9 protein-coding genes are annotated in these 13,979 nt (G+C 72.2%); 5 read left to right on the top strand and 4 right to left on the bottom strand.

Translation table 11 applies throughout. The features are described from left to right. Positions 1 to 91 precede the first annotated feature (91 nt). From AMK13_RS16745 to AMK13_RS16725, 5 genes are all read left to right on the top strand, one after another. Complete coding sequence (locus AMK13_RS16745; RefSeq protein WP_074002877.1) at positions 92 to 1,294, top strand: nucleotide disphospho-sugar-binding domain-containing protein; 1,203 nt, start codon at positions 92 to 94, stop codon at positions 1,292 to 1,294. Continuing rightward, positions 1,291 to 2,535, top strand: a complete 1,245-nt coding sequence (locus tag AMK13_RS43505) for a class I SAM-dependent methyltransferase (protein WP_079272194.1) — start codon at positions 1,291 to 1,293, stop codon at positions 2,533 to 2,535. The genes AMK13_RS16745 and AMK13_RS43505 overlap by 4 nt, the downstream gene beginning before the upstream one ends. 84 nt (positions 2,536 to 2,619) lie before the next feature. Further along, positions 2,620 to 3,375 carry a TylF/MycF family methyltransferase gene (locus tag AMK13_RS16735; protein WP_241852911.1) on the top strand — a complete coding sequence of 252 codons (756 nt, stop codon included), beginning with the start codon at positions 2,620 to 2,622 and terminating at the stop codon, positions 3,373 to 3,375. After that, positions 3,372 to 4,127, top strand: coding sequence for a tRNA-dependent cyclodipeptide synthase (locus AMK13_RS16730; RefSeq protein WP_074002875.1), 756 nt, complete (start codon positions 3,372 to 3,374; stop codon positions 4,125 to 4,127). Before AMK13_RS16735 ends, AMK13_RS16730 begins: the two co-directional genes overlap by 4 nt. After that, complete coding sequence (locus tag AMK13_RS16725) at positions 4,124 to 5,323, top strand: cytochrome P450 (protein WP_074002874.1); 1,200 nt, start codon at positions 4,124 to 4,126, stop codon at positions 5,321 to 5,323. The genes AMK13_RS16730 and AMK13_RS16725 overlap by 4 nt, the downstream gene beginning before the upstream one ends. A 205-nt stretch (positions 5,324 to 5,528) precedes the next feature. On the opposite strand, the gene AMK13_RS45920 is transcribed toward AMK13_RS16725, so the two are convergent. From AMK13_RS45920 to AMK13_RS16705, 4 genes are all read right to left on the bottom strand, one after another. Continuing rightward, positions 5,529 to 7,343 carry a trypsin-like serine protease gene (locus AMK13_RS45920; protein ID WP_079272192.1) on the bottom strand — a complete coding sequence of 605 codons (1,815 nt, stop codon included), beginning with the start codon at positions 7,341 to 7,343 and terminating at the stop codon, positions 5,529 to 5,531. Between the two features lie 609 nt (positions 7,344 to 7,952). Continuing rightward, positions 7,953 to 8,495, bottom strand: coding sequence for a hypothetical protein (locus AMK13_RS16715; protein ID WP_241852910.1), 543 nt, complete (start codon positions 8,493 to 8,495; stop codon positions 7,953 to 7,955). 268 nt (positions 8,496 to 8,763) lie between these two features. After that, a complete protein-coding gene (locus AMK13_RS16710; protein WP_143204551.1) occupies positions 8,764 to 9,063 on the bottom strand; it encodes a hypothetical protein in 300 nt (99 codons plus the stop codon). Positions 9,064 to 9,265: 202 nt separating this feature from the next. Continuing rightward, entirely contained in the window at positions 9,266 to 12,583 is a 3,318-nt protein-coding gene (locus AMK13_RS16705) for an ALF repeat-containing protein (RefSeq protein WP_158077708.1), read from the bottom strand. Between the last annotated feature and the right edge of the window lie 1,396 nt (positions 12,584 to 13,979).

Here is a 13,979-nt window from a genome sequence, read left to right as displayed (position 1 = left end):
ACTTGAATACGGTGCGGCCGAGCTGGACAATCCCAACGAATCACGCCGAATTCGGCGGTCCTCGATGCCTCCAGCCGGTTAGGAGCACTTCGTGCGCATCTTGTTCGTGGTGGCACCCGGGGTCGGCCACCTCATGCCCGCGGTGCCCACCATGTGGGCGGCGCAGTCGGCCGGCCACGAGGTACTCGTGGCCGCGACCGGACCGAGCCTGGACATGGCCGCGCGTTCGGGCCTGGCCGCCGTGGACGTATCCGACGGCGACGCCGCCGACGCCTACCACCGGCTCGGTGTCCGGGTCACGAAGAACCGGCCGGACCGGTACGACCTGTCCGACGCCTGGCGCCGGTTCACCGGTGCGGCGGACCGGCCGGGCCCGACGGCCGCCGATCGGCCGGACCCCGCGCGCGAGGACGTCGCCGCCCTGGTCCTCGGGGTGGGAGGCCGGATGGTGGACGGCACCGTGGACCTGATCCGCCGGTGGCGCGCGGACCTCCTGGTCTTCACGACCTTCCTGGCCGGCGGTCAGCTCGCCGCCGAGGCCACCGGAATCCCCTGTGTGATGCACGGGATCGGGCTGCCCTACCCGTCCTTCGCCGCGGTGCTGAGCGCGCTGGAGGACGTGCGGGCACGCCACGGGATCACCGGTGCGCTCACCGGTCCGGTGGCGACGGTCGACCTGTGCCCGGAGAGCCTGCGCCCTCCGGACGCCAAGGCCGGATGGCCGATGCGGTACGTGCCGTACAACGGCGGTGCCGTGCTTCCCGACTGGGTGAGCGCCGCGCCGCGGCGCCCACGCATCTGCGTCACCTGGGGATCGGTGCTTCCCGCGGTCGGTGGAACCCCGGTCCTGCGGGACGTGGTCGACGCGCTGGCCGCCGAGGACGCCGAGGTCGTCCTCACCACGGGCGGGGCGGATCTGTCCGGCCTGGGGCCGCTCCCGCCGAACCTCCGTGCCGTCGACTGGGCGCCGCTCAGCGCTCTGCTGCCCAGCTGCGCCGCCGTCGTCCATCACGGCGGGTCGGGCACCACCTTCACCGCACTCGCCAACGGGGTGCCGCAGCTGGTCCTGCCCCAGGTGGCGGATCAGCCGGTGAACGCACAAGCGGTGGTGGAGCGGGGGGTGGGGGTGGCGTTCCCCGACCGGGACATCGACCCCGCGGCACTCGCCGACGGCATCCGCCGCGCACTGACCGACCGGCGGATCCGAGAGGCCTGCCGGCAGGTCCGGGAGGAGATCAAGGCCATGCCCGGCCCCGAGCAGGTCGTCCGGCAGCTGGTCGAGGCCGCGTCATGACCCGCACCGGACCCGGCCCGGTCGGCGCCCCGACCTCGGCACCGGCCGGCGACGCCCCCGCGGGCGCGGCGGCCGGCCCCGGCTGGCCCGCGATCGAACCGCTGCTGCGCGCGGCGGCCGACGAGCACCGGCTGGCGCGGGCCGTCGCCGACCTCGGGCTCGACCGGGTCGCGGAGGTCGTCGTCGAGGAACTGGCCGTGCGGTGCGATCCGGTGCCGGTGGACGGCGCCGCGCACCTCGCCTTCGAGCTCACGTCGGGCGGTGAACGGGCCTGTCGCCTCCTCACCGTCGACCGCGACGGGCTGACCTCGAAGCGGGACGGCTGGCAGGCGGCGCCGGTGCGGATCACCCATGACGCCGTCGACCTCCTGCGCGGCCTCTACGGCCCCGGCACCGATCGTCGGACCAGTCGGCGGGTCACCACCTGCGCCGAGCTGAATGCTCCAAACCCGGCCCCCGGTGGGCTCACCGCGATCGTCCGCGAACGCCAGCGGCTGGCGGTCGCGGTCCAGGCGGTCGTGGCCGCCTGCCAACGGCACCCGGTCGACCTCGGCGGGCTCTCGACCCGGTTCGGCTCGGACAAGTGGGCCGACCTCCACTGGTACACCCAGCACTACGAGCGGCACTTCGCCCGCTTCCGGAACGCGCCGGTCCGAGTGCTGGAGATCGGGATCGGCGGCTACGACGCACCCGACCAGGGCGGCGCGTCACTGCGCATGTGGCAGCGCTACTTCCCGGCGGGACTGGTCCTCGGGCTCGACATCGTCCCCAAACCCGGTGTTCGGGGCCCCCGCATCGCCACCGCCGTCGGGGACCAGGGCGACCCCGGACTCCTGGACGACCTCGGCCGTCGGTTCGGGCCGTTCGACATCGTCATCGACGACGGCAGTCACCTCAATGCCCATGTGCGAGCCTCCTTCACCGCCCTGTTCCCGCACGTGCGGCCAGGCGGGCTGTACGTCGTCGAGGATCTCCAGACCGCCTACTGGCCCGGTTACGGCGGCACCGCCGGCCCCGTCGCCGGGCCCGGAACCTCGGTCGGCCTGCTCAAGCAGCTCGTCGACGGCCTGCACCACCGGGAGTGGGTGCCACCGGCGGCAGCGCCCGGACCGTCCTACGCCGACCGGCATGCCGTGGCTCTGACGGTCTACCACAACCTCGCCTTCGTCGAGAAGGGCGTCAACTCCGAGGAGGGCGCTCCCGACTTCATCGACCGCGGGTGGTCCGCACCACCAGCGTGACGTCCGCCAAGCCCTCCGGACCGATCCAGACCGATCCGATCCAGACCGATCCGGACCAGAACCGACCTGCCAGGGAGACAGCCAGTGGATGACTGCGACAGTGACGGGCACCTCTACCTGGACCTCATGAAGAAGGTCCTGACCAATGTCATCTACCAGGACGGTGGGCTCACTCCGGACGGACCGACCGGCTACCAGGCCGAGGAGCGGCACGGAGGGTTGGACTGGCCCGCTGCCGCGCACACGATGATCGGAAGGGAGCGGCTGGACAACCTGCACGACTGCCTGGAGCGGGTCGTCGCGGACGGCGTCGACGGCGATCTCATCGAGACCGGCGTCTGGCGCGGCGGGGCCTGCATCTTCATGCGTGCCTTCCTGAAGGCGCACGGCATCACCGACCGCCGCGTGTGGGTGGCCGACTCCTTCACCGGCATCCCCGAGGTGGGCGCGGACGGGCACCCCCTGGACCGCGAACTGGCCCTGCACGAGGCCAACGGGGTACTCGGCGTGCCCGAGGAGGAGGTGGCGGAGAACTTCCGCCGCTACGGGCTGCTGGACGACCACGTCACCTTCCTCCCGGGCCGGTTCCGGGACAGCCTGCCCCAGGCGCCGGTCGAGAAGCTGGCACTGCTCCGGCTCGACGGCGACCTCTACGAATCCACCTGGGACGCCCTGACCCACCTGTACCCCAGGCTGTCCACCGGAGGGTTCGTGATCATCGACGACTACGTCATCCCGGCGTGCCGGGCCGCTGTGCACGACTTCCGTGAGGAGCAGCGGATCGACGACCCGATCCGACGGATCGACGTCTGCGGCGCGTACTGGCGGCGGAGCCTGTGATCGCGGTCCCGGCGGAAGCCGTCACGGTCCACCCGCTCAACGAGCAGTCGCGGGAGATCCTCGACACCGGTGAGGCCGCGGTGTTCGGACTGAGCCCGTTCAACGGGTTCTACCGGCCCGCGACCGTCGAGACCCTGCTGGCCTGGGCCGCCGGAAGGTTTCGGCACGTCGAAGCCGTCCTGCCCGGCTACGAGACGGCCTTCGGCCTCATCGCCTGCGGGCGGGCACCCCGGGAGGCCGCACAGAGCGCGACCCGGGCCGTGCGCAGGATGCGCGCGGCGGCACGGCGCGCCCTCCACGCCTCCGGCCCGAACCCGCACGACCGGGTCAACAGCTGGACCCGGCTCATCAACCGGAAGCGCTACCGCGAGCTGCGCGCGCAGGTCGAAGACGCCTTCCGCTCGGACGGCCGGTTACGGGAACTGTGCCGGGAAGCGTCCCGCGGCTACCTCATGACGGTCCTCGGCGGCGAACCGACCCCGGCGCAGATCGAACTCAACCTCGGCTACGTCCTCGCCGAACTCCCGCTCGTCCTGGACCTGCCCGGCATCACGGGGACCCGGACCGCCCTCCTCCTCTACAACCGTCCCTGGCCCTTGCAGCTCGCCCTGTGGAACGGCGAGGTCCCGGCCCTGGCGCCGGCGCCGGGCCACGGCTTCGCCACCATCGCACTGGCCGTCGAGCCGGCCGTGGCACCGGCCGTCGAGCAGGCCGCGCCGCCGAACGCCGGTACCAGAGGAGCCCAGTCGTGACCCTGTCGGACACCGACATCCTCCAGTGGCCGCTGCCCGCGGGGGAGCACGGGACCCCGCCGCCGCTGTACGCCACGCTGCGGCGGGAGCGCCCGGTCTGCCCGCTGCGCATGCCCAGTGGGCAGACCACCTGGCTGCTGACCCGCCACGACGACATCACCGGAGTCCTGACCGACCCGCGCTTCTCCAGGGACCTGGTCTACCCGGGCGCGCCGCGACTGATCGGTGAGGACTTCAACTCCGTGCCCGGGGGCATCTTCAACCTGGACCCGCCCCGGCACACCCGGGTGCGGCAGATCCTCAACCCGCTGTTCAACCGGCGAGCCGCCGAACGGTACTCCACCGCCATCGCGGCGCACGCCGAGGACCTGCTGACGGCGATGGCCGCGGGAAGCAACCCCGCGGATCTGGTCAGCGCCTACACGGCTCCCCTCGCTCTTCGGGTCAGCTGCGGGCTGCTCCGCATCCCGGCGGACCGGCGCCAGGCGCTGCACGGCTGCTTCCGTGAGCAGACCAGCCAGAACGCCGACCGGACGGACGTCTCGGCCGCCACCGAGCAGATCGGCGCGCTGGCCGCCGAGATCGTCGCGGACAAGTGGTCCGCCCCCGACCCGACCGAACCGATCGGCGCCCTGATCGCGGCCCGCCAGGCCGACGAGATCACCTCCGACGAGCTGCACGGCACCGTCAGCTACCTGCTCGTCACCGGGATCGAACCGCTCGTCTCCTCGGCGTCCACGGGCATCGTCACCCTGCTCAGGCACCCCGAGGAGCTGCAGAGCGTCCTCGAAGACCCGCGGCTGTGGCCCGCCGTCGTGGAGGAGGTCCTGCGGTTCCACCACAACGGCTACCTGTCCAACCCGCGAGTCGCGTTGGAGGACACCGAGATCCGCGGCGTGCCGATCCGCGCGGGGGAGTCGGTCGTCACGCCGATGATCGCGGCGACCTGGGACCCGGATCACTACAAGCACCCCCACCGGTTCAACATCCACCGCCGTACGGACGGATCGAGGACCTTCGGCGCCGGCCCGCACTTCTGCCTGGGCGCCTCACTGGCCCGGGCGCACCTGCGGATCGCTTTCGAAGCACTCTTCACCCGGTTCCCGAGGCTCATCCTCGCGATCGACGCGGACGAACTCCCCTGGGACGAGGACAACCTGTTCACCCGCCCGCTCGTCCTGCCGGTCGCCTGGTGAGGGGGGCGACAGCGCACGGGCCGGGGTCGGCGGACGACCAGCGCGTCGTGCGGGTTCGAGCGGACCGCGACCGGCTCGGTCACGGTCCGCTCGGAGGCCCTGGGCGGGGGAGGGCGTAGCACCGATGCCGCACCACGGCCCGGCGTCCGGGGCCCGCATCGCGCAGTGCGCGGCGCGGGCCCCGGACGGTGAGGCGGGCCCGGGATCAGGCGAAGGTGTTGGTGGACCAGATGGCGTTGCCGATGCCTTCGCCGCCGTCGGCCTTGTAGACGACGAGGTTGCCGTCGTCCTGGAGCTTCAGGAAGGCGCCCGCCGACCAGAAGGTGCCGGAGGCCCAGAGGCTGCGGCTGCCGTCCGCGGAGTAGACGACGGCGTTGCCGTCGGGCTGGATCCGGAGGAAGGCGTTGCCGTTGCCGGCGGTGTTGCTGTGCCACAGGACCGCGTTGTCGCTCAGGCGGTAGAGGATGAGGTCACCGTCCCACTGCATGGCCAGGCGGGTGGTCTTCGCGTACACCTGCTGGCCGGCCACGAGCTGGGTGCCGGAGCGGAAGGTGGTGGCGCTCCAGACGGTGTTGGCGACCGTCTCGGCGGCGTTCTTCTTGTAGAGCGCGAAGGTGCCGTCGTCCTGGAGCTTGAGGAACGCGCCGCTCTGGCCCCAGGTGTTGGAGCCCCACAGGGCGCCGGTGCCGGCGGCCGGGTTGCCGTCGCTCTTGTAGAGGACGAAGTTGCCGTCCGTCTGCACGTACGCCCACGCCCCCTTGTTCCCGGAGGTGTTGGTGTTCCAGGTGGGCTCGGCGTCGGCGCGGCGGTAGCGGACCAGGTTGCCGTCCGCCTGCATCTCGACCACGGCGGTCTGCGACTGGAACCACTGACCGGGCTTGATCTTGGTGTCGCTGTTCAGCTTCTGGTCCAGGCGGATGGTGCCGGCGGACCACAGGACGGAGCTGCCGTCGGCCTTGACCATGGCCACGTTGCCGTCGTTCCGGAGCTTGAGGAACGCGCCGTTCTGGCCCCAGGTGCCGGAGGCCCACAGGGCGCCGGTGCCGGCGGCCGGGTTGCCGTCGCTCTTGTAGACGACGAGGTTGCCGTCCGGCTGGATGTACGCCCAGGCGCCGTTGTTGCCCGAAGTCCCGCTCGACCACAGGATCCCGTTGTCGACCTGCTTGTGGGTGACGACCAGGTCGCCGTCCGGCCGCATGGTCAGCTTCAGGTCCGCGCCGACGATCGACTGCCCGGAGGTCAGCTTGGTGTCCGACTTGACCGACACGCCGCCGGCGGCCACGGTCGAGGAGACCCATCCGCCGAGGTCGTCGACGCGGGTGGCGGTCGCGCCGGTGCGGGTCTCGGTGGCCGGGGTGTCGAGGCAGCCGCCCTGCCAGGAGCGGGAGGCGACGGCGACGAGTTCGGCCTTGCCGCCCGTCTCGCGGATCGTGGGGGCGCCGGTGTCGCCCTTGCAGACCGCCGCGCCGCCGGTGCCGGTGACGCTGATGCCGGTCGCGCTCACGGTGCCGAGGGTGAAGGAGCCGGTGTGGGGCTTCAGCGGGGCCCACTCGTCCTTGGTGCGGCCGTACCCGGCCACCCGCAGGTTCTCTCCCGAGGTGGGGGCGGTCGTGGCGAACGCCGGCGGGGTGATGCCGTCCACGGCGGTGGCCAGGCGGGCCATCACCAGGTCGCGCTCCTGCCGCGGCACCAGCTCGGCCACGTCGGCGGACTTGGCGCCCACCGTGACGGTCGTCTTCCACTTCGGCGCGCCGGCCGCCAGCGCCTGCGGCTGAGCGGGGTCGTCGGAGAAGCAGGACGCGGCGGTCAGCACCCAGTAGTGGTCCACCAGCGTGCCGGTGCAGCCGCGCAGGGCGTCGCCGACGACGATCCGGGCGGTGTAGGCGTACGAGCCGTCGGCGGCGGCGTCGCCGGTCACCGCGCCGGCCGGGGTGAAGGAGGTCATCGTGCCGGCGGCCGCGGCCGCGGCCGCTACCAGCACGCCCGCTCGTCGGGAGCGGGGCGAGGAGTTGCGAGGCATGAACAGGGTTCCCAACGATAAGAGGTGAATTCGGGTAGCGATCGGTCCGACGTGGTCCGGCGGGTTTCCCGCCGGCGTCTTCGCCGACGATCGCGAAGCGCTGTCCTGGAGCGCGGAGGGCCTGCGGGGCAGGTCAGCGGTGAGGCTGACCCGGCAGTTCGGGCCCGTGGTCGCAGAGGCCGGGGACGAGTGAGCCGCCCGCGTCCGACGGAGTCCGCGATCGTGCGGCCTCTGATGGGCCGCCAGGCCGTCGCCCTGCACCCGCTCGGCGGCCTGGAGCGGTACGAGCGGCAGGCCTGCAGCCGGCTCGCCGGCCTGTGCGGCCGGTGGCCCACCGCCGAGCGACGGCAGCCGGTTGCCGAGGAACTCGCAGCGCAGGCACGGCCGTTCGGCGTCCTGGCGCTCGGAGTCCCGCTGTGCGGCCCCAGTGGACTTCGTGGCGTCGGCCGCCGTCTGCGGGGTGGACGCGGAGGGCGTTCGCACCGCTCGCGGGCCGCGGCGATGCGGGCCGCTCGGATGGTTCGGGTCCCGCTGGTCCCGGTCCCGCCACTCGCGCGGCGGGGCCGGGGCCGGGGGATCAGGCGTGCGTCAAACCGCCTGATCGGAGCCTCACTTGGAGGTGGTGAGCTCCAGCAGGGTGAACGGGCGCTGCTGCGGGTCGGTGAGCTCGCCGACCTTGTTCCAGGTGTTCGGCTTCAGGTCGTGGATCTTGGTCTCGGTGCCGTTCACCATGACCACGTGGACGGAGTAGTCGGAGGTGGAGACGGCGTAGGTCGACGGCAGCTCCAGGCTGAGCCGACCGGACGTGCCGGTGGTGGTGAAGCAGAAGCGGCCGCCGCCGACCTTGTCGGTCTCCGCCATGTTCCGGGCGTCGACCTCCAGCAGGCCCGGGGCGCAGGGCACGAGGACGATGTGGCCGTCACCGCTCTTCAGCCGGATGCCACGGTCCGCGAAGATCTGGTCCGCGCCGGGGTAGGCGAAGTCCTCCACGGCCGGCGGCGGAGTGTCGTCGGCGGTCAGCGCCTTCGGAGCGGCGGCGGTGCCGCCGGGCGCGGCGGCGCTGCGGTCAGCCGCGACGGCGCCCACGATGCCGGACACCGCGACCGTGCCGGCGACCGCGCCGACGATGACCATCTTGGTGATGGAACGCATGAATAAAACCCCCTGATTAGCCGTCAATTGCTGCTGGTTCGCAGCGGACCTGCCGAGTCGGTGCACGTACCGGCAACCTGGTCGAATGGCGTTTCCGGCCACCCCCGGCCACCCCCGGCCCCGACCGGCACCATTGCTATCACGAGCGGGTCGACTTCCGGAAGATCGTTTCCCGCTTCGGAAGCATCTGGAATTCCACTATGTTCGCATACGGTCTATATGGCCGGGGAGAAGGTTGTCGCGGGCGGGTGAGCCGTGGACCGAGCCGCTACCGGGTGGTCCAGATCGCCGCGGTCCCGAAGACGACCAAGGACACGAAGACCTGCGCCATCATGGCGGGCGGCCACGTGTTGTCCTCCGACTCGCCCCTCTCCTTCGCCTCCATCAGGCGCTGCGCGAACTTCCTGCGGTGGCCGACCATTCCCACCGGGAAGGCCACCACCGCGAACGAGTACATGGCGAGCACCGCGGCCGCGTCCATGTGCTTCGCGTAGTAGCTGCCGAGGCCGAAGACCACCATCGCGGCCGGCGCCAGCGCCATGCTGATCCGGTGCGTGCGCGTGGGCATTCCCGGTACCAGGACCGCCCAGAACACCGCGGTCGCCAGAATCGCGAGCCACCACCACGAAACGACACCAAGCCCCAACGGATACACCGCACACCCCCCTCGTTCCGGCTGTGGAGCCCGCGTCGGACGCGGGCTCCACAGCCACTGTTCTGTCACGGCCATTCGAACACGGCCGATCACTCACTGCCTAGCGATCACGTGATCAGTCGTCGCTCGAGAACCAGCTGACGACGGACGAGACGGCACTGTGTCCGGCCTTCACCAGCCTCTCGCCGACCTTCTCGGTCACCTTCACGCCGAACTTGGCCGCTTCCGCCGCGCCCTTCTCGATCGCGCCGACCACTCGGCCACCGATCAGGGAGAGGCCGACGGATGCCACCGAGCCGATGAACTTGTCGCTGCTGAAGCCGTAGCCGATCCCGGTGTACAGGGCCGAAGCCACACCCGTCACCAGCGAGAACGTGCCGACGGCGGCCGCGAAGGGCTGACCACCCGGAATGAGCATCAGGCCGGCCGCGACGAACCCGCTCCAGGTGCTGACACTGCCCAGGAAGTCTCCGTAGTCCTTGAACAGCTGCTTGTCGTCCTTCGGCGGAGAGCCCGGAGCGGGCTTCTCGGGAGCCGGAGCCGGAGTGGTCACCTTGTCGTTGGCCGGCGTGTTCACCGGGTCGACGTGGTTGGCCTCGTTGGCCTTCGCCTGGGCCGCCGCGGCGGCGGCAGCGGCGGCCTGCTCCTGCGCCCGCTTCTGGGCGGCGATGGCGTGGGCGTCGCTCGCGGCCTGCGACGCCGTGGCGGCGTCCTTGCCCGCCGCGCTCGCGCTGGCCGCGGCCTGCGCCGCCGAGGCCCTCGCGCTCGCCGCCGAGTTCACGGCCTGGTTCGCGGAGGTGGTCGCCTGGGTGGCCGAGTAGTTGGCCTGCCGGTTGGCCGTCTGCGCGGTCGCCGCCGCACTCTTGGCCTTCTGCGCCGAAGCGGCGGCGGCTGCCGCGGAGGCGTCGGCGGCGGCGGACTTGGCCTTGGCGTCGTCCGCGTACCCCTTCGCCTGCTGGGCCGACTGCCCTGCCAGGCTCGCCCAGTGCGCGGCCTCATCCGACGCGTGGCGCGCGTCCGCGGCGATCTGGTACGCCCGCTGGGCGCTCTCGCTCGCGGTGGCCGCGTCCTTCGCGGCGTTGGCGATCATGCTCAGCACGGACGACACGTGCGCGTCGGTGTCCGCGTCCTTCTGCGCCGCCGTGAACTGGGTCTTGCGGACGAACTCGTGCTGCATCCAGGCCGGTCCGGCCAGGGCGACCGCGCCCGCGGCCTTCACGTTGGGCCCGCCGCCGTCCGTGGCGACCACCACGGCCACCCGGTCGTCCTCGGCCAGGGCCTTGGCGTAGCCGTTGGACAGGAAGGCGGCCAGGACCGACACCCGGCCGTCGGCCAGTGCGGCGCCGCCGTCCCGCTGGACGGCCTTGCCGCCGTCCGAGACCAGGGAGACGGTCCGCACCCGCAGGTCCTCGGCCTGGGCCTGGAGCGCCCCGCCGCTGAGGAACTTCTCGACCGCGGTCGGGTCGGTGCTCTCCAGCGTCTTCTGCGCCTCGGTCGCCAGCTTGGCGTTCGCGATGCTCGTGACGGCCAGGATCTTCTCCCGGTCGTCGAGCTGCAGGCTGCGCTGGTAGTCCGACTTGGCCCAGGACACCACGGCCTCGTCGGTGCCGGAGAGCGCGGCCTGCGCCGACGCCCGGGTCCAGGAGCCGGTGGACTTCAGCAGGTTGACCGCGGCCTTGCGGCCGGCCTGGGCGGCCGTCGCCGTGGCGGTTCCGGTCGCCGCGGCCTGCTTGACCAGGTCCTTCGTCGCGGCGTCCTGCGAGGCGGCCTCGGTCTGCTGCTGGTTGAAGTCCGCCTGGGTGGCCTGATCGTCCTTCAGCAGCAGGTCGGCCTGGGTGACACCGAGCTGCTTGTCCGACTCCAGCTGCACGGCCTCGGCGTCACGGGCCAGCTTCTCGAGCGTCTGGGCCTTCGCCACCGCCGAGGCCGCGGTCTCGGCGGCGACAGCGGCGGCGTCCGCGTGCTGCCCCGCGATCTTCGCCCAGTCCTGGGCCTGGCCCGCGGCGGCGGCCGCGGCGTCGGCTGCCGCGGCGGCCTTCTCCGCGTGGTCGGCGGTGCGGTTGGCCAGATCCTTGGCCTCGCCCGCCGCGGCGGCGGCCGCGGTGGCGAGGTTCTGGGCGCGGGTCGCGGCCGTGCTGGCCGCGTTGGCCGCGTTGCGGGCGGTGGTGGCCGCGTTGCGGGCGCGGGCCGCCTGCTCGGTGGCCTGGCCGGCGGAACCGGCCGCCTGGGCGCTGGCCTCGGCGGCAGCGGCGGCGTTGTTGGCGGCGCGGGCCGCGGCGGAGCCGGCCTGGCCTGCCCGGGCGCTCGCGTCGGCGGCGGACGAGGCGGCCGACGCCGCGTCCCGCGCACCGGCGGCGGCGTTGCGCGCCAGCACAGCGGCGTCGCTCGCCGCCTTGGCCTGGGACCGGTCGCCCGCGGCGGCGGCAGCGGCGTTGTACGCGCGGCTGGCGGCCTGGCCGGCGGCGGCCGCGGCCGAAGCGGCCGAACGCGCCGCCGTGGCAGCCGTCTTGGCTGCCGCCACCGCCGTGTTGGAGGCGTCGATCGCGGTCTTCGCGGCCTCCGCCGCACCCTGGGCGGCCTCGGCGGCCCGGTTGGCCGCGGCGCCCGTCTTCTCGGCGTCGTCCTTGGTCTTGGCAGCCTCGTCCGCGGCCGTCAGCGCGGCCTGCTTGGCCGTCTCGGCGGCCTTCTCGGCCCGGGCGCCCGCCTCCTGGGCGGCGGCCGTCTCCTCCAGGGCCCGCTTGGTGGCGTCCTTCGCGGTCTGGGCGAGCTGCTTGACGTCGAGCGTCTCCTGGTCCCTCGCCTGGGCGAGGAGCTGGCCGTTCTCCAGGAACCCGCGGATGTCGGCGGGTGTGCCGCTGAGCGCCCGGCCGGCCTGCTTGGTGAACTCCGGGCCGGTGTAGACGTCCATCAGTCGCAGGACGGCGACCCGGTCGTCCTCCTCCTGCGCCTTGAACCGGCCGGTGGTCAGGAAGGCGTCCATGGCCTCGGCGGTGCCGTCGCCGAGCGCCTTGGTCCCGGCCGTGCGGACGGCGACGTCGGCGCCGTCGACGATGGTGACGATCGCCGCCCGGCGGTCGTCCATCATCGGGTTCTGCCAGCCGCTGGTGACGAACGCGTGGAGGTCGGCGTCCGACCCGCTCAGCGCCTTCGTCGCGGCGTCGCGCACGCCCTTGCCGGTGCTGCTCAGCATCTTGATGACGGCGAAGCGCTCGTCCGACGCCTGAGCACGGCTCAGCGTGCTGGTCAAGAACGTGGTGATGTCGGCGTCCGAGCCGACCAGTGCCCGTGCGGCCGCGTCCTTCACCGCGGTGCCGCCGCCCTGCCAGGCTTCGACCACCTGCGCGCGGTAGTTGGCCGGCAGCGGCTCCGGGGCCGTGTCGGACGGAAGTGCTTGGGCGACCGTCGTCCCCATGACGGTCGCGGCCAGCATCATGGCCGTGGCGGACAGGATCCTGGCGCGTGAGCGCCGTGCCGACCCTGCCCTCATTGGCGAGTTCGCCATTTCCCCCTCTTCTTCCCCAATCTCCTGGCCCGTCAGGGCCAGTGTTCACCAGGACAGTTGTCCTGATGCCGCAGGAATCCTAATGCCGGAGAAGGCGGATCGACGGGGCGGAATGATTTTGTCTGGATCGCATGCCAACTGGCTGAATCCCCGTCGGTTTCGGCCACCGATCGCATAGGCCTGCAATGGATTCACCCAAACGGCGGCAAAGGACCGGTTCATCACCCTCGTCCGGTTCACGTACATCCCCCCTGCGCCCCGAATGTCAGAGTGACTGACCGTCAGTATGGCGGCCAGTCACTGAAAGTGATGGCAGGATAGGGATTTGCCAAACCAGGAAAAATACAGGAAGGGCACAGGAAGAACACAGGAAGAGTGCCGCTCCGGGGGCGCGAGCATCCGATCCACCGGGGAGCAGCGAACACCACCGTGGTGTTCGCCGAAGCTCGCGAGGTTGCTGAAGGTTTCCGGGGTCGAGTCGATCGGTGCGCCGGCCGCTGTTCCGGAGAAAGGGCGACGGCCGGGCGCGGTGGCGCATCAACTAGCGCACGCCGATGGGTATTTCGGCGGGGTGTCGTCCTGCTGGGCGGGCGGGAATCCGTCATCACGCACCTGTGTTTCCGTGATCACGTGGTCATCCGAGGGTGGTGTGTCGATCCTTGGGTTCGCCACCGTTTGCCGTGAGGGAAGCGGTTCGCCGGCGTGCGATCGACGCCTTCCAGGCCGCCACCGCACTGGCCTGCTTCCTCCACGTTCCCGATCTCGCCGCGCGCTTCTCGAAGGAGGACCGCGGCGGCGGGTGGCGGCTCCCCGAGAACCCGGCGCCGACGGGCGCGGTCCGAGAGGGCGGCATGTGGCGTGAGGGAACGTGTGGGATCGCCGCAGCTCGGCTGTCCACGGAGGCGGTCACCCGGCGGAGTGGAGAATGGGCGAATCCCGGGCGGGGGCGCTCCGGCGGGCAGTACGGTGCCCGCATGACCGTGCTCGTCCGCCGTCGTCACATCGACTTCGGCCGCATCCACTCCACAGGCTGTCCGGTCATCGTCTGATCGCCCGTTCCAGCCGCCCGGCCGTGTCGTTCCGTTGCGCTCTTCCGTTGCGCTCCGTTCCGAACGGCACCGCCGTGGCGGCCGTCGTTCGCTGCCGCCGCGAGGGTCGGCCGTCGCCCCGGTCGACGGACCCTCCGAGCGGCGCTCCGGACGCATCCGGCGGGACGCGCTCACCCGCTGCTCCGTGCCGCCCGCTCCGTGCTGCCCGCAGCACGCACCCGCGGGTGGGACGGGGCGCTCCCGCGCGTCCCGGCCGACCACGATCCGACCGCACCGAG

It is taken from the genome of Streptomyces sp. CB02056, assembly GCF_001905545.1.
Classification (GTDB): domain Bacteria; phylum Actinomycetota; class Actinomycetes; order Streptomycetales; family Streptomycetaceae; genus Kitasatospora.
Note: the sequence above shows the minus strand (reverse complement) of the source record. Positions and strands in the feature narration are given on the sequence as shown.

Excerpts from the sequence above, each read along its gene's own strand:
- AMK13_RS16710 (WP_143204551.1), bottom strand. The coding sequence starts at position 9,063 with ATGCCCACGCGCACGCACCGGATCAGCATGGCGCTGGCGCCGGCCGCG.
- AMK13_RS16705 (WP_158077708.1), bottom strand. The coding sequence starts at position 12,583 with ATGATGCTGGCCGCGACCGTCATGGGGACGACGGTCGCCCAAGCACTT.
- AMK13_RS16715 (WP_241852910.1), bottom strand. The coding sequence starts at position 8,495 with ATGCGTTCCATCACCAAGATGGTCATCGTCGGCGCGGTCGCCGGCACG.
- AMK13_RS43505 (WP_079272194.1), top strand. The coding sequence starts at position 1,291 with ATGACCCGCACCGGACCCGGCCCGGTCGGCGCCCCGACCTCGGCACCG.
- AMK13_RS45920 (WP_079272192.1), bottom strand. The coding sequence starts at position 7,343 with ATGCCTCGCAACTCCTCGCCCCGCTCCCGACGAGCGGGCGTGCTGGTA.